Here is a 21,668-nt window from a genome sequence, read left to right on the forward strand (position 1 = left end):
ATTAAAGCTTCACTTTATTTTCTTTAAAAAACCTTTTGGATTAAATGATATGAAAAATTTATGTTTAGACTCGTCGATTATGAAGTTATTGTTTTTAGTTAAAAACTCATCCACAGCTTCCATCGGGCCAGGACCCCAATTGGGAAGAAGCGGATTTCCATTAATGGAGGTATCTTCTACAATCATATAACTGCCAGTAGTGACGATAGATTTATATAGTAAGAGTTCTTTGGATACATGTTCTTTACTATGATCAGAATCTAAAATAACTAAAATCACATCATCAGGTTTGCGCATACTTACTATTGTTTGGATGGCCTGCACAGAAACAGAAGATGCTGTTAAATACGTAATCCGATTATGTGATGGCCGATTTGGCTGTGGAGTTATATCGATAGTAAGTACGTGACCTTTTCCAATTAAATCTAACATAGAAGCTAAATATAATGCACTACCACCATGAAAAGTCCCGCATTCAATAATTAAATCGGGCTTTAATTCATAAATAATTTCTTGATACAAAAAGAGATCAGAGGGAAGTTTACAGATTGGAACCCCGAACCAGTGTGTATCGTTTAACCACACAAGGCTGTTGTAATATTGGTTTAAAAATGCATTGCTTATAGTATCGATTTTAAATTCTCCTTTCTAAAAAAGATTCTCTCGTTTGACGTAAAGTGTTTACGCATGAAAGTTGTACTATATATTATGTGGTAAGGAATTGTAAGGAGAGGGTTTTTACTTGAAAATAAGATAAATAACTCATGTGTAAATGAAAGGAAATGATCATATGTACAAGTACACAATTTGCTTTATTAGAAAAAGCGATAAAATACTGCTATTAAATAGAAATAAAAAGCCGAATATGGGGATGTGGAATGGTGTCGGAGGGAAAATAGAAGAGAATGAAACGCCATACGATGGAATAATTAGAGAAACGTTTGAGGAAACGGGCATAGAACTTTCAAGTGTAACGTATAAAGGGACTGTTGTTTTTAAGGGGAAAGATGAGCCCCAGGCTAGTGAAGGAATGTATGTATTCATTGCTGATTTGCCAGATGAAATGCAGATGAATACACCATTTCGTACGGCTGAAGGATTATTAGAATGGAAAGAAATTGATTGGATATTAGATGGTGATAATAGAGGTGTAGTTAGCAATTTACCAAAATACTTACCGATAGTATTAACAGAAGAAAAAAAGTTAGAGCATATATTCACGTATGATAACCGGAATATTATTCATTACACAACTGTATGTTTGGCAGAGGATGATGCGAACAAAAGATATGAAAAACAACTTGTTTCTCAATAGAAGATAAGTGAAAAAACTATTTTTATACTCAAGCAGATAATATTTTAAAAAGAGTAAGCGGCATTTTTATGTTGATTGCTTTAGATATTTAACTGAGAAAAAGACATGTTTAAAGTACCATTTATATTTTGATTAAAATAATATTAATGATTGTAGGCGCAACCTTTACGTGGTTAGCGTCTGATTTGTTGTTAAGATAAGAATAGGTAGAAAAAATAGACTAGTAAACAAGCTGTTTTTGAATTTTAAACATAGAATAGGGGGAGTCTTATTAAAAAGAGGAGGGAATTATAGTTATGGGATGTAATAGTAATTTCAGACGTTTTCGAAATTGTAATAGGTTTTGGGATGATTTAATGTTTTGTAGATGCAGACATAGAGACTGTGATGAATGTCGTTGTAAACGTGACCGTGATTGCGATTGTGATAAATGTCGACGCAAACGTAATCATGATCGTGACTGTGATTGTGATGAACGTAAAGAGTGGTAAATTCTATAAGAAGAGTGCTTTTAAGAAAAGCACTCTTTTTTTATTTAGTATTCTATATTATTAGCTGCGAATCGCTTTAATCATAAAACGATGTTGCTTCACATCAAAATATCCTTTTTGCAAGATAATCTCATGTATACGATATAACTCCTCAAAGTACCTTTCAACAGTAAAATCAGGAATTTGCCACGGAATTGCTTTTAAATAATAGACGATAGCGCCAATATCATAAAAGTATTGGAAAGGGAATTCTTCTTTTGCTTCTAAAATAGTAAATCCATTTTCCTCTAACTCACTACATGCTGCTTCGAGAGACCAATTTGCAAATTCGTTATTTAGCGGTGCGCTAAACTGCTCATTTAGTTCCGCACAATCGAGACCACCAACTTGTTGTGTAAGGAAAATTCCATTTGGAGAAAGGATTCTGTTTACTTCAGAGGCGGCATATAATTCATGTTGATTTATGATTAAATCAAACTGACCATCTTGAAATGGTAAAGCAGTATCATCCGTTACCTCTATCACTGTAACCCCTAAAGGTTCTAATTTCTTCCGAGCAATTGGCACATTTGGAGCATAACCCTCCGTCGCATAAATATTTGACGGGAATGGTTGTAACATAGATAAAAACTCTCCGCCGCCAGTGCCCATATCTAGCATTGATTCTGCACGCTGCATAAGCTGGAAAGCAGTGCTGTCGTATGACCAAGATAAAGGCTCGCTCTTCATTCGACCCGTCTCTGAAATGAAAGAAAAATCCCAGCCGCTAAAATGTGTATTTGCACTTTCTAATAAAGTTAAAAATAATGGATCACGTTTCATAATTTTGTCCTCCTATTTTTTAATGAATGAAATGATGAGAAAAGAAAAAGGGAGGGCCTCTTATGAAAGTGGAACGGTTTTATGTTTCGTGTTCGGATAGATTCATATAAATTCGCTCCTTCGAGAATGATTATTTATATATTCGGGATAAGTAAGTGAAAGTCCTTTGATCAAGAGCTAGGGAATTTAGTAGATACGCGTATGAATTCCCTTTTCTTTTATTGGAAATCTGGAACGCTCTTTGGTGTTTTGCGGCTGTTTTACTTGATTTAACTTTTTAAGAAAAAAGTAATTGACACTTAAAATAAAATTATGATATTATTAAATATTTGATAAAAAACAACATATGTGTTAAGCTTGAAAAGGTTACCACATATGGAGGTGGATTATATGTTTCAAATTGGCGATAACATTGTTTATCCAATGCACGGAGCAGGTATAATTGAAGCCATAGAAGAAAAAGAATTCTCAGGGAAAAAACAACAGTATTATGTCATCAAAATGTCAATCAGTAATATGCAAGTCATGATTCCTACGGGTAAAATATTGAATTCGAATATACGCCCAGTTACGGATATACTTGCATTAAAACACATTATACACATTTTTCAGCATGAAGAATCATGTAAATTACTGCCGTGGAAACAAAGGCATAAAGTGAACACGGACAAAATAAAAACGGGTGAAATACAAGAAGGTGCTGAAGTTGTACGCGATTTAATGCGTATGAAGAAAGAAAAAACACTGAATACAAGTGAAAAAAAATTGTTGGATGATGCATATAAGTTTTTGGTCAGTGAACTAGAATTAATTAAAGGAATCACTGAAAATCAAATAAAAAGTTTCTGTTAAGGTTTATTATAGATAATGTATTATATCTCCCGAAAACATCCTGAATTTTTCGAGAATATGATGAGTATTAAAAGTAAATCATTTCAAAGACATTCAATTTCTTCAACTCACTTTTAGAGTAGGAACCTCTTTTGTTATTACTTCAATCTAATCCATTTTTATTTTTAAATTTATTTTACGAACATTCGAAGTTTCATTAAATAATTCGATTAAATAGTCACTTGATTTTTGCAATCCTGATTCACACTGGCACGGACAAGGAGCCGTAAGGATGAAAGAGAGGTAGGGCTTTCATTGTTTTAGGTAATATACTATCTAAGTCATTATTTCTAGAAGAAAAAACAATCAATCTCACCGCCAGCTTTAAGAGTTCCTTACATCTACTGAGACAGTGAATAGTAATTGTTTATCTTCTTTACGTAAAATTGATAAACGAACTGGTAACACCATATGGTAAACTACAAAAAATGGTTTCCAGACCAAGAAACCATTTTTTATTTTATTTACATAACAATAGTAAATTAAGCAGTAAGAAGGAGTCCGCACATGAAAAAAATGTTAACAAAAGAATTAAGTAATGAATTAAAGAAGCGAGAAGGGATTATTTCTATTACAGTTGAGCCTTATGAAAAAATCGAAGTTGGTGGAATTCGTGTAGATGGACCAGCTATTATTCTAATTAATCAAGAATAGGTAAAAATAGTTGCATGCAAGGAGAAAAGGATCAGCCTTTAAGAAAAGGGGATCCTTTTTGCTTGCTGCAGCTAATATGGGATATACATAACTTTTATCTGATGTGTTGGGGTTAAAAGGAAGGAGAGGATGGAGATTATCATGGTGGAAAGCTTAATATTGGTAGGATTTCTTTTTACGTTATATAAATTAGTTGATAAAAAAACAAACTAATTATTTAAAACGATAGATTGTTTCCTTTTTAAGGGCGAGATTTATCTGAGAGTGAAATGGATCATCTAAAGGAGGAATTAAAATGGATGCAAGGAAAGAACGCATAAAATACGAGAAGATGTCAAAGAATTATGATCGTATTTATTTAGTTTCGTTTATCCTATTAATTGTACTTGTTTGTAGTAGTGTGATTATCATAGGAGCTACAGGCGGAAAATATGGAGTATTTTTATTGTTAGCAATTTTACTTAACGCACGTATTACGAAAGAATCTCAAAAAAAGTATGAGCACTATTCTAATAAAGGGCGTATTTAAAATGATACATAACCAGAAAGGAACAACCTAGATGTATATTCAAAATATCCCTTTATCATCTCCTATTAACTAGTAAAAGTAACTTTATATAAATCATTTTTTTAGCAATGTAGAAATAGAAACCGTACCCTATTAAAATGTTATTTCCGTCCATATAATGAATTATCCTTCTAGCATATTTATAAGATTTATATCATATATTAGTAGAAAGAATGCAAGTTAGAAAGGAGTCTTATAGAATGAGTTATTTGGAGGGAAATGACTTTAGTAAACAAAATATGGTAAGTGTGCCTAATCCCTATGTATATCAGACATTACAATCAGTAATTGGTAAACATGTGGTTATTGAAACTGTAAGAGGCAATATAAGAGGTAAATTAAAGGATGTGAAACTAGATCATTTGCTCATTGAAGATACGGTGCCATATATTGTACGCATTCAACAAATTGTATGGATTATGCTAAAACAATAATCACATGTAATTTGATTTATAATAGATTAGCATTATAAATCAAATAAAAACACAGGGTTTTATCTCTGTGTTTCTTCAAATTTTCGTTTTTGGATATATGCTTGAGCATGGATAATTTCTTTCTGAAGTTCTTTTAATTCTTCCGTAGATCCAGATTCAATCCTCATGTACGTAGTAACTAGACTAATCATCATATCCATCTTCTCTACTATATTTTGAATGACCTGTTCAGATTGCTCTTTTTTAGGGTGTTGTATTGCTATTAGAGCATTTTCTATATAATTGTTCTTTCTTTGCTGGATATCATAAATAAACTGTTTTGTGTTTGAGTTCATTTGTTATTCCTCCGTTTTGGATATACTTCTATTCTATCATATTTGAATGGTGAATATTAGATTCCCCTAAATATACACCTGTCACATACATCTCCTCAAATATAGAAACTAATTCCTTAACGTACAGGGAGCTAATCAAAATATGTTAATTTTGTGTCTAAACGTACAATTTTCTTTTTTGATATGGTGAGCCCTAATTGTAGTGCCCAATCCGATGTAAATTCCTCAATAACAACAGATTTTTCCATATCTCTAATACCCTTATGTATTTTGTGCTTGAATATAATATCAGATTTAGATAAGCAAAACTATTTCAAGTGAATAGAATCCACTCTTTAAGAATACATAAAATATATACATACAAGTGTAGTCTACTCACTACATCATTAGTGAAAGTAGGATTCTATAAATTTTGGAGGAAGAGATATGCCGAAAAAGGTTCTCCTGTTTACAGATTTAGGGATTGATGATGCGTTTGCTATACTGTACACCTTTTTTCGTAAAGACATTCAACTTTTAGGAATTGTAGCCGATTATGGAAATGTATCGAGAGAAAATGTAATAAGAAATATTAACTATTTGAAGTACATTGCAGGAAGAGAAGAGATACCTGTATTCCTTGGTGCTTCTGTACCGTTGACAGGTATATTAATTCAGTATTTCCCTGAAGTACATGGAAAAGTCGGATTAGGACCTATCATTCCTCCTGAAATTTCATATCCAGTTTATTCTCTAAATGATATTTATCAAATTATACAATCAAATTTAGAAGATCTTACCATTATCAATTTAGGGAGACTTTCTTCGCTAGCTACAACTTTTGTATTAAATTTAGAAACAATGCGAAACGTAAGAGAATGCATTTGCATGGGGGGAGCTTTTTTCTATCCAGGTAACGTAACTGCCGTGGCTGAAGCTAACTTTTATGCAGACCCTTATGCAGCAAACTTAATTCTACAGCATGCAAAGAACTTGACAATTATTCCTTTAAATGTGACTCAACATGCAATTGTTACACCTGAAATGGTCCGGAAAATAGATGCATTTCATCGGAATACACAGGATTCTGCAGGGCTCATCATCAAACCTATGCTAGATTATTATTATAATTTCTATTCCAAGTCTAATCCTGGTATAAGTGGAAGTCCTATGCATGATTTTGTAACAGTTTGGTATTTGCTAAATCAAGACGCTGTTAGTCTTTCAAGAGTACCTATTAAAGTAATCCCTGATCAAGGAGAAGGATTTGGTCAAAGCATTGCAGATTTTCGTTTTGTTACTAATCCAGGCTATAAAACGCATAATGTAGCTTTTCAGTTTGATTATGAAAAATTTAAGAAAGATATTATGGAAACGTTCCTAAAGAAGAGAGTGTAATAGACTTTATTAACTTCAGATAATACGGATTATGAGAATCAAATGTCACTTCACTTAACTGTAAATATCAAATTAACAAAACAAGTTCCCCTAAAATAAAAAAGACGTTGACTTCTCTATGTAATTAACTGTCGTTTCATGTCCAGCGCTGATGAGTAGCCAAATTGTCGAAAGAAGCTCGTTCTTATTCAACTTGTTTTCTTGCTCTCTTGTTTGAATGAGATTTCAAAATCGTTCAGACCATATTTTTCAACGTATTTTGTGATAGGCATGTACATATATCCGTTTGTAAACGTGCCTACTTCTGTTGTATTTTCTGGTCCTAATGTTTTCAGTAATATATGTATTGCGGCATTAAAATCTTTTTGTAAAGCATTGTGTAATTCATCTGCAATTACTTCAATACGCTGTTTTAACTCTAAATTTTCAACTTTACATGTTACAGAATCTACAAAGATTCTTTTAGAAAAATTAGGATCGTGTTTACAAATAGAATCAGCTATTTTCTCTGCTAATTCTTCGCTAAATAAAAATTTTAACGGAACATAATTACCCATTTTTCACCTCGGTGGTCAAATAAAAACAATTTTTATTTTTTAATCGACAATCCATAAACTAACGTCTCACTAGGAGTTGTAATACTAAAACCTGTCGTCTTATAATCAAGTTTCACTGTATCACCAGTGTAATCTTTCGTGAATGAATCCATTTGTACGATAAGCTCTGCATCTTCATATACAACATCATCTGCGTTATATGTATCCAAAATTAAATCGACATCAACGAAAATACTACAAGAGTTCGTCATTGTTCCTCTAATGCGAACGATCTTTTTATCTTCGCTTTCTAATCTATGTATAGCTGCTTTTGCTTCATCAGTAATACGAATGTTCATTGTATCCCAACCTTTATTTATATTTCTTCTATTATGGCAAAAACAGGAGCAATAGGGAAGCAAAGAGGTTTGTAACAAAAAACGAGCAAACAAATTTGTTTGCTCGTTTCACTTTATTTTAATTCACATTTATCAAGTGGAATCACTTTTGTTTTTTTCGTAAATTTATAACCTAACCATAGTACTAAGAAGAGTGGTAAACCAATGTAAGAAACGAGTACACCGTTCCAATCAATTGCTTCACCCATAAATGCGCCGTAGTTTTGTCCTAAAATTACGATGATACAAAGTGTAAATGCGAAGATTGGACCGAATGGGAACCATTTTGCTCTATACGGTAAGTCTTTTAAATCTTTTCCTTGTGCGATATATGCTTTACGGAAACGGTAATGACTAATTGCAATTCCGACCCATGCGATAAAGCCAGACATTCCAGATGCGTTTAATAACCAAATGTATACAACACCGTCACCGAATAAAGAAGCAATGAAAGCAATACTACCAACAATTGACGTTACGATTAATGCGTTAACAGGTACACCGCGGCTATCTAATTTACCAAGAAACTTTGGTGCTTTTCCTTGGCGAGCTAAATCCCAAAGCATACGAGTTGATGCATACATACCAGAGTTACCAGCAGATAGTACAGCAGTTAAAATAACAGCGTTCATAACAGAAGCAGCAAAGGCAACGCCCGCTTTTTCAAAAATAAGTGTAAACGGACTTACTGTTACATCACTTGCAGCAAGGCTTTCAGTTGTATAAGGAATTAGTAAACCGATAACGAGAATCGCAAGGATATAGAATAAAAGAATACGCCAAAAGATTGAACGAATTGCTTTTGGGATATTACGTTCTGGATCAGATGTTTCACCAGCAGCTACTCCTAATAATTCAGTTCCTTGGAAGGAGAAACCAGCTGCCATAAATACACCGATAATTGCCATGATACCGCCGTTAAATGGTGCATCGGCAACTGTGAAGTTTTTAAATCCAACAGTTTCGCCGCCCATAATTCCGAAAATCATCATAAAGCCAACAATTAAAAAGATAATAATAGTAACTACTTTAATAAGTGCGAACCAATATTCAGATTCACCAAACCCTTTAACAGATAAATAGTTTAAAAGGAAAATAATAGCTAAACATAATCCACTCCAAATAAGAGAAGGAGTATCTGGGAACCAAAATTTCATAATTAATGTTACAGCTGCAAGTTCAGCAGCAATCGTAATTGCCCAGTTATACCAATAGTTCCATCCAAGTGCAAAGCCAAGTGATGGATCAACAAATTTTGTTGCATACGTACTAAAAGATCCAGTAACAGGCATGTAAGCTGCAAGTTCAGCTAAGCTTGTCATTAAAAAATAAACCATAATTCCAATTGCGGCGTATGCAATTAATGCGCCACCAGGTCCAGCTGTATGGATGACACCACCGCTGGCAAGAAATAGTCCGGTACCAATTGTACCACCGAGAGAAATCATCGTAAGGTGACGAGATTTTAATCCGCGTTTTAATTCACCTTGTCCTTGTGTAGTTTGCGTTTTAGAGGTAGATTGATTTGTTGCGCTATTCATGTTCAACACTCCTTTTCTTGTAGGTTAGGAAGGAGCGGGGGAGAAAAATACAAAAAACCGCCAAAGGAATTTGGCGGAACGTTTCACAAATAACCACCCCATCATACCCTTCCGTTAAGATAGCACCCCACGTTTACACGGTAATTTGTAAACGTGACAGTTCTGTTCCTTTCGGAGACAGCCCCAGCTCATATTTCCAGAGAAGAAATATAAACTTCGGCAACCTTTCCTTTCAAACGGAGTTGGTGACATTCTCTGTGTCTCGTCCGTTTTACTCATAAAAGTCGCAACCTCTACCTCATCGGATTGATGAGGATTTGATATATTGCTAAGATTTTTAATATATGGCAATTGTAATGACTTTCTGAATATATTGCAAGATATTTTGTTAGGAAAAGTCAAAAAATATCGGTTATTGTATAGGAAACGCTTGCAAAACTCCACCCGAACCTACTATTATGTAGCAATAAGCAAAGAAAAAATTGTTATACAAATGTTTCGCAAAAAATATTGAAAAACCCTCTAAATTAAAAGAAAATTCAGAAAAATATAATTCGACATTCATGATAAAGTCATATTATTTGTTATAATTAGAGTAACGTTTAAGTAAAAAGGGGAAATCAATATGAAATTAGAAACAGAAAGGCTCTATATAGTGCCGTGTACAGAAGAGAGTATGCAAGTCGCTAACGAGCAAGGATATAATAGCGGTCCGCATATTGTAGGGCATGTAAAGAATGTAAAACAAGATGCAGATTTATTACCATGGGGTGCGTGGTATGTTCTTCGGAAAGAAGATGATAGCGTTTTAGGTGATATTGGGTTTAAAGGGAAACCAAACGAGAAGCAAACAGTAGAAATTGGCTATGGATTTATTGAGAAATATTGGAATCAGGGCTATGCAACAGAAGCTGTAAGAGAACTAATCGATTGGGCTTTCAAAATAGGAGAGGTAGAAACAATAATTGCAGAGACACTCCTAGATAACTATAGTTCGATTCGTGTTTTAGAAAAGTTACATATGAAGAGAGTAAATGCTACAGAAACGATGATTAATTGGAAAATAGAAAAATAAAAAATACCGCTCGAAGTATATCGGGCGGTATTTTTATCGTTATGGTAGCATTTGTTTTTGATCATTCGGATATCCGGCTGTCGATGCGTTAGAACGCTTGGAATGATTGCGAACAGCAATGAAAATAGAAATAATAACGACAAGACCAACTGCCACGTAAGAAAGTGAAATAATAGTTGGATCCACTTTAAATGTAGTAAGCAATGTACGAATGTTTGTAAAGATAATAAGGCCACCAACTAATACGCCAAGTAAATGAGAAGGAACGATGCGTACTAACCATGCAGCGATTGGTGCTGCAACGATACCACCAAGCATGAGAGAAAATACCCAAACCCAGCTTACTTGTTCCCAGCCAAGTGAAATGAAAAATCCGATTGTTGCAGCAAGTGAAACAGGAAATTCACTCGTATCTACAGATCCAATAACTTTTCTAGCTTCATTTCCTCTTGCTAGAAGAACGGGTGTTGTAATCGGCCCCCAACCACCGCCACCAGTTGAATCAACGAATCCAGCGAATAAACCAAGCGGCACAAGTTGTTTTGCAGACATACGCTTATTTGAAGTGACAATTTGTTTTTGAATGATGAATCGTAATAAAATATAAACCCCTAAAGTAAATAAAAATATGGAAATGTACGGTTTGATCACATCTCCAGGCAAATTACTTAAAAAACATGCCCCAACAAATGCGCCGATTGCCCCAGGTAATGTAAGCCTGGAAACTGTATATTTATCAACATTTCCAAATTTGATGTGAGATGCGCCAGAAGCTGCAGTTGTAACGACTTCAGCTAAATGAACTGATGCGGAAGCTACAGCCGGTGCAATACCAAACATTAATAATAGTGAAGTAGACGTTACCCCATACGCCATTCCGAGTGCTCCATCGATCAATTGAGCGAAAAATCCAATAATAGCAAAGACAATTAATTTCTGCATAAATAATCCCCCTGTAATAATAAATGAAAAAGACACTTTTCCCGTATGAGAAAAGTGCCTTTGGTTTTTCCAATCAGCAATAATTAAATTTGTTTCATTATAATACATATTAATCGTATAAATCAACTGGGTTTTAAAGTTTTTGAATTGAATGAAAGAAAAATAAAATATACAATAAAAGGATGGAGAGAAAGGGGAGAAAGACATGTTACGATTTGATCATCTCGTTCACGCAGTTCATGGTACACCGGAGGAAGCGGCAAAACAAATGCAGGAACTTGGATTTCATACTGTATTAGGCGGAGAGCATACGAATTGGGGTACTTGGAATAGTTTAAGTTATTTTGATTTATCATATATAGAATTTTTAGCAGTGCAGCATGAAGAAAAAGCGAAGAAAGCAGAAAATCCATTAGTACAAGAAACGGTAGTGAAATTACAAGATGGAGAAGGAATGTTACAAATCGCCATTCGAACAGATGGAATTGAAGAACTAGCAGTTAAGTTTAATAAACACGGATTACATACGATAGGACCATTTGAGGGGAAACGAATGAGAAAAGATGGCCGCCTATTAGAGTGGAAAATGTTATTTGTAAAGCAAGAAGAGAACGGACCGAAATTACCTTTCTTTATACAGTGGAATGAAACGGACGAAGAAAGAAGAAATGATTTACGTAACATTGGGACGATCACTGAACATAAAAGCAAAGTACAACAAATTGAAACGATTCATTATGCGGTAAAAAACGTTCGAGAAACGGTACGGAAATGGAAAGAAGTAATGGGGCTAACTGCAAGCCAGGTCGTTAAGAATGAAAAATGGAATGCTGAGTGTCAAAGTGTAGTATTTGGAGATATTCATGTGCAGTTTTGTGAACCAATAGGAGAAGGGTTAGTACTAGAACGTTTGAAGAATCATGGTGAATATCCATTTGCAGTGGAATGGAATGGGGAAAATAAACGAGAGCATGAAGTGTTAGGTAGTTTTTACATATATTGATAGAGGTGAACATAATGGAAGAAATACTTAGAGAGATAGAGAGAAAACTAGAATGGCCTCGTATTACAAAGTGTACAGCTATTTCAAAAGGTTTTTCACATGAAGAGAAATATAAAATAGAATTAGAAAATAGAGTTACATATTTTGTAAAAGTATGTGATGCTGTTCATTTTGAACGTAAACAAGAAGAATATACGTATATGAAACAGTTAGAGTTATTACATATTCCTACGCCTAAGTTAATTCATTTTATAAAGCTGGAGGATTTAAATAAATGTATTCAAGTATTTGAATGGGTCCAAGGTGTAAATGGTGAAGAAGGTTTAGGGAAGCTATCGGTGGAAGAACAGTATTATGCAGGAAGAAAAGCAGGAGAAGTATTAAAGAGAATCCACTCAATTGAAAGAGAAAGTGCAAGTAATAAATGGGAAACGGTTCGATGGAATAAATACGAAAGATACGTAGAAGCGTTAGCAAACTATGAAATAGACTTCCTTGATTTAAAGCCAGTATTAAGTTTTGTAGGGGAGCATAAACAATTATTGAAAAATCGCCCAATCACATTTTTACACGATGACTTCCATCCAGCAAATAGTATGATTCATAATAAGGAATTTATCGTTATCGATTTTGGTGGATATGATTTTGGTGATCCAATACACGATTTTTATAACGTAGCGATTTTTACTACAAGAATAAGTAAGCCATTTGCGGTTGGACAAGTTCATGGTTATTGCGGAGGTGAACCATCGCTTCATTTTTGGCAACTGTATTCATTATATGCAGCGATGACATTCCCAGCTGATATCGTATGGACAAACCGAAGCACGCCACATTTAGTAAATGATATGAAGGAAAGATTGAACGGAATTTTAGAAGATCATAATCATTTTTCATCCTATATTCAAAAATGGTATCAATCACAACGTGAGGATATAATAAACTATAAGTAATGGAGGGATTCATTTGGATAAAATAGCGGTAATTTCAGATATACATGGTAATATTCCAGCGTTAGAATCTGTACTGCAAGATATTAAATTAAGAGGAATCGAGCGCATCATTTGCCTTGGAGATTTAGTCGGAAAAGGTCCTCATTCTAGCGAAGTGATTGAAATCATTCGTAAAGAATGCGAAGGAGTTGTAATGGGGAACTGGGATGATTTCATTACAAAACCGACTGAATTTGAGGCATTAAAATGGCATCAAAAACAACTATCGGAAGAACAAAATGACTATTTAAGAAGCTTACCATTTTCAATCGAGTTTCATATGAGTGGAAAACTCATTCGTATGTTTCACGCTTCACCGAGAAGTTTATATGAAAGAATTCAACCACACGCCTCAAGAGAAGAGCGTATTAGTATGTTCGAAAACAGTGAGCTCACCGAGAATATAGAAGGAGAAAGAAAACCAGATGTCGTTTGCTACGGTGATGTTCACCAAGCATTCGTTCAAAATTTCAGAGGAAAAACGTTATGTAATGCTGGTAGCGTTGGAAACCCACTTGAAATTACACAAGCTTCCTATTTAATATTCGAAGGAACTTACAATGAAAAAGAAGCCGCAAGCTTTTCCATTCAACTCGTACGTGTACCGTATGATATTGAATTAGCAATCAGACTAGCAGAAGAACTCGAAATGCCAGAAATTGAAGAATACAAACAAGAATTACGGACTGCTTTATATCGAGGGTTTAAGGGAAAGTAAGCTAATAATTATATCAACGATTTTTCAAATATATCTATCATAACTTAAAATATATCGACGATTCAACAAAGGATATCGACTTACCGACAAATAGTGACATAAACTCTTGCTCATAATAATGTTATGTAAACTAATTGTAGGAGGAAATTCCATGAACCGAAAACAACGAATCAAAGAAATTGCAGATCACATATTAAAGCTAAACTTAACACATCCAACAAGAGTTGGAGTAAGTGGTATTACAGCTTCGGGAAAAACAACATTTGCAAACGAATTAGCAGAGGAAATGAAAAAGCTCGGAGTTCCAGTAACACGCGCCACCATTGACGATTTTCATCATCCGAGAGCGATTCGCTATGCACGGGGCAAAGAATCAGCAAGAGGGTATTACGAAGATGCACACGATTATACAGCTTTCAAAGAAAGGTTATTAAAGCCTTTAGGACCAAACGGAAATTTACAATATGAAACGATTTCTCATAATTTAAAAACGGATATCTCTGTACATAATGAACCGCTAGTGGCTCCGCTAAATATGGTTCTAATAGTAGATGGAACATTTCTATTGAAAAAAGACGTAGAGCATTTATTCGATTACAAAATTTTTATAGATACCTATTTTGAGATTGCCAGAAAACGTGGTGCGAAGAGGGAAACTGAAGCTTTTGGAAGTTATGAAAAAGCAGAGAAGATGTTTTTGAACAGGTATCATGCAGCTTGTAAAATGTATATAGACGAGCGTAATCCGAAAGAGTGTGCGGATGTTGTATTTCAGAATAGTGATTTAGGAAATCCAGAAGTTATATTTCATGAATGAGCGTATTACATAATCAGAAATATATGTATAGCCTTTTGTTTATTGTTATAATTAAATTAATTTTATGAAGCAAATAAAAGGGGATAAGACAATAAAAAACGCAAAAAAGGGGATAAGAAATATAATGAATGAAGTACTAGAACTAAAAGAAGAACTACTACAAATTAAAAATAACAATTATGCTGTACCAGAAGACGTAGATGCATATCCATATGCGCAATGGATGCTAGATTATATCGGATCACCTGATGCTGAATTACGTGATGATTTAATTTATAGTACGCTTCACACATGGATTACAAATGATGTATTTAGACAAAAAGAGTTAAGAGGATTAATGTTACAAGCAATTAGTCCTGATTATTTATTTTATAAAATTGGTGAAAAGGGAACAGACTCTGTATTTAAACGTGCATTCTCCGTATTAATTCCACCACTTATTTTATCTGTTCATGAAAGAGAACCGTTGTTATCGGAAGAACAATTGTACAGTGTGGCAGAACAAGTGTTGGAATATGTATATTTAGAAGAAGATGTAAGGGGCTATGTAGAAGGGAAAGGCTGGGCGCACTCTACTGCACATGCAGCAGATGCACTCGATGCTTTAGCACGTACAATCCAAAATCGTGAGTTTTCATATGCAATACTAGCTGCCGTTCGTCAGAAGGTCCGCTTACATGACTACGTATACATTCACTTTGAGGATGAGAGATTAGTAGCACCAATTATGTCGTTACGTAACCAAAATCTTTTAACTGAAGAAGAGTGGAGCAATTGGTTACATAGTATAGCAATTGTTGAAGACATCCCGCATCCTCAATATGATATTTTAGTACAAAATATTAGAGCTTTCTTAAGAAGTTTATATTTTAGAGTTTTAGAGACAGAGGGTAGTACAGCCTTTATAGATGATATATTGGAAACTTTGAAGGATTTGCGTAGGTATTAAAAATACGTTTTTCTAAGAGAAAAGTACATAAAACCACTACCTCCCAACCATACTAATAAAATGTGTTGGAGGTGAATGTTATGAATAAAAAAGACTTTGAAAAAGTTTATAATGATTACTTACATCAAGGAGAAGAGCAAGCTCAATTTGAAGTAGACAATGAAGTCAATTCAGGAGCAGAACAAATTGTTGCCGTTCGTAAAAATGATGATGGTGATTTAATAGCGTTTAAAACAAGTAGCGGGAGAGAGTTAGATTATATGACTGCTCTTAGTGAAGCGAAATCAGGGAAGTTAGCTCATGTAGACGTATTTCATAAGTATGGTAGAGATATTATACGTAGTGAACCTGATGGGATAAAGGAAAATAACTTAGATAATTTACCTTCATTTTAAAAGGGTAAACCTCAAGAAGAGAATGTTTATTTTGATATTCTCTTCTTTTTTTTATAAAGCTTTCCCTACAAATAGAAGGTTCATTTTTAAAGTGCGATCATACTTTTAAAGAGCGCTCTAAATTTTTCTTTATCTTCTGCTGTAAATGGTTTTGGTCCCTTTGTACGTTTACCACTTTTTCGAACCATTGCACTTAAATATCGTGTTTGTAACAATTGTTCAATGTTATCATTCGTATACTTATAGCCTTTATGATGTAGTACGATACAGCCTTTTGCTAAAGCGAGTGAAGCAAGACCGTAATCTTGCGTTACGATTAAATCTTCTTTTTTTGCTAACTGTATAATTCGGTAATCCGCAGCATCTGCTCCGGAATCAACATAAATTGTTTCCACACCTTTAGGCTGCTGAGCATTAGAATAATGAGAAAAGCTAGTAACGAGGGTTACAGGGATTTCTGCATTCGTAGCTTCAAAAATAATTACATCTTTTACAGGACAAGCATCTGCATCAACGTAAATTTTCATTTTATCACTCCTATGACTAGGTTCGAGTTGATAATAATGGTAGATTTAGGTTTTGTCAAACGAGATAGCTTTATTTCATGTTATTTTTCACAAACCAAAATAGCCTCACGCAAACGAGAAATACCTTCCTCAATTTGATCAATATCCACTTTTCCATAAGATAAACGAATATAACCATCTTTCGCGCCGAAAATACTACCAGGCATAAATGCAATTTCTTGTTTTAAACTTTGCATAATAAGTTGTTTTTCGTTTATCGGTTCTTTTAACTTTCCCCATATGTATATACCGCCGGTCGGGTTTGAAAAAGAGATTTTATCGTGAAGTTGCTCATTTAAGGCACGAACGATAACGTCTCTTTTTTCTGCTAGTTGTTTTCGTAACGGTACGATATGAGACTGAAATGGTACTGTTTCGAAAAATTGTTGCATCAGCCACTGCGGGAAAATGCTCATACCTAATTCCATTTGGTGCCTTGCGTCGGATAACCTTTCTACTACAGACTGCGGGGCGACAAGCCAGCCGACTCGTAAACCTGGTGCAATCATTTTAGATAAGGAATGTACATAAATGACAGTTCCGTTTTCATCAATAGATTTTAAAGTAGGGCAAGGTTGTTTTTTTTCTAGCGTAAGTAAACTGGACGGATCATCTTCCACAATCGCAATTCGTAAGTCTGCGCAAAGTGATAACAGTTTTTTTCTACGGTTTGGATGAAGCATCGTTCCAGTAGGGTTTTGGAAGTTTGGATTTAAAAAAATCATTTTAATACGGTGTTTTCTATATAACTCTTGCACATCATCTGGATTAATACCGTGTTCATCGACAGGTAATGGGAAAATACGAATACCTGCTGATTGGAATAACGGTAAGGAATAACAGTGTGAAGGGCTTTCGAAAGCAACTGCATCACCGGGATTTAATAAACATTGAACGATAAGGTGAAGTGCTTGCTGTGCGCCAGATGTAATCATTATGGATTGTTCAGTCGCTTCAACTTTTAAATATTCTTTCATATATTTTACGACCGCTTGTCTTAGCGGGAGATAGCCTTGCGGATGATCATAACTTAATGAATGCGTTAACGGTTGTTCTCGTAAAATTGTCTGTAGTTGATCGTGAGGATAAAGGTTACAACCGAGCTCGCCGTTTGCGAAATCAATGATATTTTCATTTTGTTGTACTTCTGCCCGAATATGGCGAAGTAACGGTAAGTTTGGTAAAAAAGTACCACCTTCTACGAAATTTCTCCAGTTCGGAGTTAATGTTGGAGAAACGCCCCACATATGTGTACTTACACGTGTCCCTTTACCAGTCGTACTTTCCACAATCCCCATAGCACGTAGTTCATTATAAGCAGTCGTTACCGTACTTCGGTTTACATTTAACTGCGTAGCTAATTTCCGTTCGGAAGGGAGGAAGCTTCCAGGAGGAAGTTCTCCGTATGTAATACGTTTCTCAATAAAGTCAACTACTTGCTGATAAATTGGGATTTTACTGTCGTTATCTAGCTTCCATTCCATACAAACGCCTCCGCATCTCTTATATACATTAAGTATAACAAATTGGCTGGGGAAAAAAACAGCCAATTGGACGGTGCTATATCCAGCCAATTTTACTATGCTAAATATGGAAGGGGAGATTCGGATGAAACGATGGCAAATGGAGTGGCTCCTAGTATCAGTAGCATTAGTATGGGGAGCGAATTATACAATTGGAAAGTATGGCGTGGCATATATGTCATCCATTCAATTTAATAGTTTACGATTTTTAGTAGCATCTCCGGTATTATTACTTATTACATTTTTAATGGAACGCTCATTACGTATTGAAAGAAAAGATTGGTTACGACTAGTAGCAGTCGGTATCGTTGGTACGGCAATGTATCAAACGATGTTTATGCTATCTGTGAAATATACTTCAGCAACGAACGCCTCATTATTAATTGCGATGTCACCTATTTTTACAGGGATATTAGCAGTATTGCACAAACAAGAACGTTTTTCGATGAAAGTACAAATTGGTTCAATCGTAGCGTTTATTGGTGCAGCATTCGTTTTATTAACAGGACATACAGGAGGAGCTACTTACGAATATGCGTGGCTCGGAAACATAATTGGATTAGTCGCAGCGATTGCGTGGGGATGGTATCCAATATTAGCGCAACCTCTTATAACAAAATATTCCGCAATGAGAGTCACATCTTGGTCAACTTTAATTGGAATTGTACCTCTCGTTGTATATTGTTTATTCAACGTAAATACATTAACGTGGCCAGTAGACATGCCAAGCTGGGGGTCTCTAGCATATTCAATCGTCTTCGCGACAATCTTCGGACTTGCAATGTGGTATGTCGGTATTAGTAAAATAGGCTCAACGAAAGTAATGGTTTATATGTATCTTGTACCATTGTTCGCAGTTATCTTCGCGGCAGTAACTATCGGAGAGCAAATCAACATGATGCAACTCGTTGGCGGACTTATAATCTTTATCGGCTTATATGTTGTAAAAAAGGGTGGAATTCAAAAGCCAGCTCTCAATTTGAAAAAAGTAAGTTAACAATAAAAAGGATCTCTTTCATATAGAAGGAGATCCTTTTGGTTTTTGTAATAAAAGCGCTTGTTCAACAGCCCATTTTTGATGATCATGAATGAGAAGCTCTACAGCAAGTAAAGGAGACATCCACCGCAAAACATGATCTTCCTCACAGTTTTCAGTTTGTGTCTGCACCATGTTCGCAATATAAAAGAACCCATCGTTTAAATAATAAGTATCTTCTTTTTCCGCATAAAAATATCGCATTGCATTACCGATATATTGATTAATTTCAATTGCCCATCCTAATTCCTCTAGTAGTTCACGATGTAAGCATGCATCTTTTGTTTCGGTACCTTCCATACCGCCACCAGGTAAAAAATAACGGTCTCCTTTTTGGATAATAGCAATCATTGAAGAAGATGAATGGAAAATAACTGCATAACAACTAGGTCTTAATACATAATGAACGGTACGCTTTTTCGAGCCAAACGTAAGTTTTGAAATCATAAAACACGACCTTTCTCTATAAAATACATAAAAGGGATATTAAGGTAAATGCAGAATGATATAAGTATAATCTTAATAGATTGGAGTGGTAACAACATGATAAATCGAAAATGTTCAAGGTGTAAAGAGATAACGGGTACAATACATGGGGGTAAAAAAATTAAGGAAGAATTTTTGTGTGAAGATTGTCTGCAAAAAGGAATTGCGAGCGGAGAAATCGAATTATCACAAGTGGAGCAAGAACAAACTTCGTATCTTTCTATAAAAATATTAAAAATAATGAGTGTGATTTATTTAATAGGATCAATTTTAATGGCTTTTTCAACCGGTCCATTTATACATAATATAGGATTTGATGAAATGTCCATTTCAGGCTCAGAATTAGGTCTAATAAGTATTGTTATGCTAGGTTCTATATTCCAGTCTGTTCTTGTATTTTGCGGGATATGGGTATTCATCCTATTAGTAGAAACAGTCATTAAAATATATGAAAAAATGAAGTGAGTGAGAGGGAGAAACATATGCGAGTAAGAAACATCCAAGAGGAAGATTATGTAAATATTCATTCTGTTTTAAATGATTGGTGGGGCGGAAGAGATATGGCTGCTATGTTGCCAAAACTGTTTTTCGTTCACTTTCAAGAAACAAGTTTTATTATTGAAGAAGAGGAATTGCATCGACATTGTATTCTTATTTCTTTGATGTCGCTCGTGCAAATAACCGTAAAGTTGTAAAAGCAATTACGTCACCAATTAACAAAAAGTCGATACAGTTTCATCAAGAAATCGGTTTTCGAATTGAGGCCGGGGATGATGAGATAGAGGGTGTATCGGTACATAGAAATTATGATGGGAATGGCGGGAGTAGAGTATTATTTTTAAAAAATGTATAAAAGTAGGCTAGCTTAATGTTAGCCTTTTTGTTGTGAGGAGATAAAAATATGGAGAGTAAACAAAGTAGAAATGAATACTTACGCCGCATTTATAAAGTGCAAGATTATATAGAATTACACATAGATAATCCACTTTCAATTGAAAAGCTAGCGGATGTAGCAGGATTTTCAAAGTTTCATTTTCATCGGATTTTTAAAGGTATAGTAGACGAGCCATTATCACGGTATGTAAACCGATTAAAATTAGAAAGAGCAACAAATTTACTTACATACCGTTTGGATATGACAATTACAGATATTGCGTACCACTTCGGATTCACAGATTCAGCAGTTTTCTCCCGCACATTTAAAAGTCATTACGGAATAAGTCCATCTCAATATCGAAACGACAATAGCAAGAATTGCAAAGACGTAAGCGAAACTTCTCAATACAATGAGTGTAAGAAGGTTCGAGGAAATGTTGAAATTGTAACAGCAGACACTATAAACGTCGCTTACATAAGACATATTGGTACATATGAGGAGTTAACTATAGCTTTTCCAGAAATGATAGAGAAATTATTTCATTACGCAGCGTTGCATAACTATCATGTATTTGAGGATACGAAAGTATTAACCATTTACCACGATCATCATGAATTTACTGAGGATTATCATTTAAGAACAAGTCTATGTGTAACAATTTCAGATGAATCCACAGTAGAAACGAACGACGGTGGAATAATGGTAATACCTTCTGGAAAGTATGCAGTAGGACATTTTGAAATATTCCAAGATGAATATAAAGGAGCATGGGATTTCTTATACGGTGAATGGCTGCCAAATAGCGGATATAAACCGAGAGATTCGTATCCTTTTGAAGTATATAAAAATGATCCAAAGCAGCATCCAAAGCATAAACATATAGTTGATATATATGTACCTATCGAACCTTTTTAATTATAGGTTAAA

Annotated in this window: 26 protein-coding genes, 3 pseudogenes and 1 riboswitch; of the genes and pseudogenes, 18 read left to right on the forward strand and 11 right to left on the reverse strand. The window is 34.7% G+C overall.

The window, feature by feature from the left end; translation table 11 throughout:
- Positions 1-9 precede the first annotated feature (9 nt).
- The gene (locus tag C4S65_RS10160) at positions 10-633 is read right to left on the reverse strand and encodes a CmcI family methyltransferase (RefSeq protein WP_276308202.1); all 624 of its coding nucleotides are present in this window, start codon (positions 631-633) and stop codon (positions 10-12) included.
- A 157-nt stretch (positions 634-790) separates the two neighbouring features.
- Here C4S65_RS10160 and C4S65_RS10170 point away from each other — a divergent pair, with 157 nt between their 5' ends.
- Positions 791-1,315: an 8-oxo-dGTP diphosphatase gene (locus tag C4S65_RS10170; RefSeq protein ID WP_000280194.1), complete on the forward strand. Its 525-nt coding sequence runs from the start codon at positions 791-793 to the stop codon at positions 1,313-1,315.
- Positions 1,316-1,611: 296 nt separating this feature from the next.
- On the forward strand, positions 1,612-1,806 hold the full coding sequence (locus C4S65_RS35150; RefSeq protein ID WP_086407378.1) for a hypothetical protein: 195 nt from the start codon (positions 1,612-1,614) through the stop codon (positions 1,804-1,806).
- A 60-nt stretch (positions 1,807-1,866) separates the two neighbouring features.
- Here C4S65_RS35150 and C4S65_RS10180 read toward each other — a convergent pair whose 3' ends face one another.
- A complete protein-coding gene (locus C4S65_RS10180; RefSeq protein ID WP_061667770.1) occupies positions 1,867-2,628 on the reverse strand; it encodes a class I SAM-dependent methyltransferase in 762 nt (253 codons plus the stop codon).
- 390 nt (positions 2,629-3,018) lie between these two features.
- Here C4S65_RS10180 and C4S65_RS10185 point away from each other — a divergent pair, with 390 nt between their 5' ends.
- The 4 genes from C4S65_RS10185 to C4S65_RS10200 all read left to right on the forward strand — a co-directional run bounded on the left by C4S65_RS10185 (position 3,019) and on the right by C4S65_RS10200 (position 5,175).
- The gene (locus C4S65_RS10185; protein ID WP_176281146.1) at positions 3,019-3,480 is read left to right on the forward strand and encodes a CarD family transcriptional regulator; all 462 of its coding nucleotides are present in this window, start codon (positions 3,019-3,021) and stop codon (positions 3,478-3,480) included.
- Between the two features lie 546 nt (positions 3,481-4,026).
- Positions 4,027-4,173, forward strand: a complete 147-nt coding sequence (locus tag C4S65_RS10190) for a BC1881 family protein (RefSeq protein WP_000738546.1) — start codon at positions 4,027-4,029, stop codon at positions 4,171-4,173.
- A gap of 295 nt (positions 4,174-4,468) precedes the next feature.
- The gene (locus C4S65_RS10195) at positions 4,469-4,702 is read left to right on the forward strand and encodes a hypothetical protein (RefSeq protein WP_000340032.1); all 234 of its coding nucleotides are present in this window, start codon (positions 4,469-4,471) and stop codon (positions 4,700-4,702) included.
- A 239-nt stretch (positions 4,703-4,941) separates the two neighbouring features.
- Entirely contained in the window at positions 4,942-5,175 is a 234-nt protein-coding gene (locus C4S65_RS10200; RefSeq protein ID WP_000120815.1) for a YuzF family protein, read from the forward strand.
- 59 nt (positions 5,176-5,234) lie between these two features.
- Here the strand turns inward: C4S65_RS10200 and C4S65_RS10205 are convergent, their stop codons facing one another.
- Positions 5,235-5,510, reverse strand: coding sequence for a hypothetical protein (locus C4S65_RS10205; protein WP_001087712.1), 276 nt, complete (start codon positions 5,508-5,510; stop codon positions 5,235-5,237).
- 426 nt (positions 5,511-5,936) lie between these two features.
- On the opposite strand from C4S65_RS10205, the gene C4S65_RS10210 reads away from it, so the two are divergent.
- Positions 5,937-6,887, forward strand: coding sequence for a nucleoside hydrolase (locus C4S65_RS10210; protein ID WP_001125075.1), 951 nt, complete (start codon positions 5,937-5,939; stop codon positions 6,885-6,887).
- A 117-nt stretch (positions 6,888-7,004) separates the two neighbouring features.
- On the opposite strand, the pseudogene C4S65_RS35155 reads toward C4S65_RS10210, so the two are convergent.
- The 4 genes and pseudogenes from C4S65_RS35155 to C4S65_RS10230 all read right to left on the reverse strand — a co-directional run.
- Positions 7,005-7,109 (reverse strand): annotated as a pseudogene (locus tag C4S65_RS35155) (cytochrome); the annotation flags it as partial.
- Positions 7,103-7,444, reverse strand: a pseudogene (locus tag C4S65_RS10220) (hypothetical protein); the annotation flags it as partial. The pseudogenes C4S65_RS10220 and C4S65_RS35155, both read right to left, overlap by 7 nt.
- Positions 7,445-7,476: 32 nt before the next feature.
- Entirely contained in the window at positions 7,477-7,782 is a 306-nt protein-coding gene (locus C4S65_RS10225; RefSeq protein ID WP_141551080.1) for an iron-sulfur cluster biosynthesis family protein, read from the reverse strand.
- 113 nt (positions 7,783-7,895) lie between these two features.
- The gene (locus C4S65_RS10230) at positions 7,896-9,362 is read right to left on the reverse strand and encodes an amino acid permease (protein WP_001083394.1); all 1,467 of its coding nucleotides are present in this window, start codon (positions 9,360-9,362) and stop codon (positions 7,896-7,898) included.
- A 112-nt stretch (positions 9,363-9,474) separates the two neighbouring features.
- Positions 9,475-9,666: riboswitch (Lysine riboswitch) on the reverse strand.
- Between the two features lie 321 nt (positions 9,667-9,987).
- On the opposite strand from C4S65_RS10230, the gene C4S65_RS10235 reads away from it, so the two are divergent.
- Complete coding sequence (locus C4S65_RS10235) at positions 9,988-10,437, forward strand: GNAT family N-acetyltransferase (RefSeq protein ID WP_061666940.1); 450 nt, start codon at positions 9,988-9,990, stop codon at positions 10,435-10,437.
- Positions 10,438-10,476: 39 nt separating this feature from the next.
- Here C4S65_RS10235 and C4S65_RS10240 read toward each other — a convergent pair whose 3' ends face one another.
- Positions 10,477-11,487, reverse strand: coding sequence for a sulfite exporter TauE/SafE family protein (locus C4S65_RS10240; RefSeq protein ID WP_003307297.1), 1,011 nt, complete (start codon positions 11,485-11,487; stop codon positions 10,477-10,479).
- A gap of 97 nt (positions 11,488-11,584) precedes the next feature.
- On the opposite strand from C4S65_RS10240, the gene C4S65_RS10245 reads away from it, so the two are divergent.
- The 6 genes from C4S65_RS10245 to C4S65_RS10270 all read left to right on the forward strand — a co-directional run bounded on the left by C4S65_RS10245 (position 11,585) and on the right by C4S65_RS10270 (position 16,253).
- A complete protein-coding gene (locus C4S65_RS10245; protein WP_061666941.1) occupies positions 11,585-12,382 on the forward strand; it encodes a VOC family protein in 798 nt (265 codons plus the stop codon).
- 14 nt (positions 12,383-12,396) lie between these two features.
- Positions 12,397-13,335 carry an aminoglycoside phosphotransferase family protein gene (locus tag C4S65_RS10250; protein ID WP_086790389.1) on the forward strand — a complete coding sequence of 313 codons (939 nt, stop codon included), beginning with the start codon at positions 12,397-12,399 and terminating at the stop codon, positions 13,333-13,335.
- A gap of 13 nt (positions 13,336-13,348) precedes the next feature.
- Positions 13,349-14,092, forward strand: a complete 744-nt coding sequence (locus C4S65_RS10255) for a metallophosphoesterase family protein (RefSeq protein ID WP_000357639.1) — start codon at positions 13,349-13,351, stop codon at positions 14,090-14,092.
- 151 nt (positions 14,093-14,243) lie between these two features.
- Complete coding sequence (locus C4S65_RS10260) at positions 14,244-14,909, forward strand: uridine kinase (RefSeq protein WP_001080546.1); 666 nt, start codon at positions 14,244-14,246, stop codon at positions 14,907-14,909.
- 124 nt (positions 14,910-15,033) lie between these two features.
- The gene (locus C4S65_RS10265) at positions 15,034-15,858 is read left to right on the forward strand and encodes a DUF2785 domain-containing protein (protein WP_001006673.1); all 825 of its coding nucleotides are present in this window, start codon (positions 15,034-15,036) and stop codon (positions 15,856-15,858) included.
- Positions 15,859-15,938: 80 nt separating this feature from the next.
- Positions 15,939-16,253 (forward strand): DUF3892 domain-containing protein, encoded by a 315-nt coding sequence (locus tag C4S65_RS10270; protein WP_001034297.1) that lies wholly within the window; start codon positions 15,939-15,941, stop codon positions 16,251-16,253.
- A gap of 86 nt (positions 16,254-16,339) precedes the next feature.
- Here C4S65_RS10270 and C4S65_RS10275 read toward each other — a convergent pair whose 3' ends face one another.
- Entirely contained in the window at positions 16,340-16,780 is a 441-nt protein-coding gene (locus C4S65_RS10275) for a YaiI/YqxD family protein (protein WP_061666943.1), read from the reverse strand.
- Positions 16,781-16,860: 80 nt separating this feature from the next.
- A complete protein-coding gene (locus tag C4S65_RS10280) occupies positions 16,861-18,303 on the reverse strand; it encodes a PLP-dependent aminotransferase family protein (RefSeq protein ID WP_000454896.1) in 1,443 nt (480 codons plus the stop codon).
- A gap of 124 nt (positions 18,304-18,427) precedes the next feature.
- Between C4S65_RS10280 and C4S65_RS10285 the strand changes: the two genes are divergently transcribed.
- Positions 18,428-19,339, forward strand: coding sequence for a DMT family transporter (locus C4S65_RS10285; protein ID WP_000832965.1), 912 nt, complete (start codon positions 18,428-18,430; stop codon positions 19,337-19,339).
- 18 nt (positions 19,340-19,357) lie between these two features.
- Here C4S65_RS10285 and C4S65_RS10290 read toward each other — a convergent pair whose 3' ends face one another.
- Complete coding sequence (locus C4S65_RS10290) at positions 19,358-19,825, reverse strand: NUDIX hydrolase (RefSeq protein ID WP_061666945.1); 468 nt, start codon at positions 19,823-19,825, stop codon at positions 19,358-19,360.
- A 96-nt stretch (positions 19,826-19,921) separates the two neighbouring features.
- Here C4S65_RS10290 and C4S65_RS10295 point away from each other — a divergent pair, with 96 nt between their 5' ends.
- The 3 genes and pseudogenes from C4S65_RS10295 to C4S65_RS10305 all read left to right on the forward strand — a co-directional run bounded on the left by C4S65_RS10295 (position 19,922) and on the right by C4S65_RS10305 (position 21,656).
- The gene (locus C4S65_RS10295) at positions 19,922-20,329 is read left to right on the forward strand and encodes a DUF3980 domain-containing protein (RefSeq protein WP_061666972.1); all 408 of its coding nucleotides are present in this window, start codon (positions 19,922-19,924) and stop codon (positions 20,327-20,329) included.
- 17 nt (positions 20,330-20,346) lie between these two features.
- Positions 20,347-20,717 (forward strand): annotated as a pseudogene (locus C4S65_RS10300) (GNAT family N-acetyltransferase).
- Between the two features lie 48 nt (positions 20,718-20,765).
- Entirely contained in the window at positions 20,766-21,656 is an 891-nt protein-coding gene (locus tag C4S65_RS10305) for a GyrI-like domain-containing protein (RefSeq protein WP_061666947.1), read from the forward strand.
- Positions 21,657-21,668 lie beyond the last annotated feature (12 nt).

Source organism: Bacillus sp. ok061, assembly GCF_900108285.1.
GTDB classification, from domain to species: Bacteria; Bacillota; Bacilli; order Bacillales; family Bacillaceae_G; genus Bacillus_A; species Bacillus_A thuringiensis_S.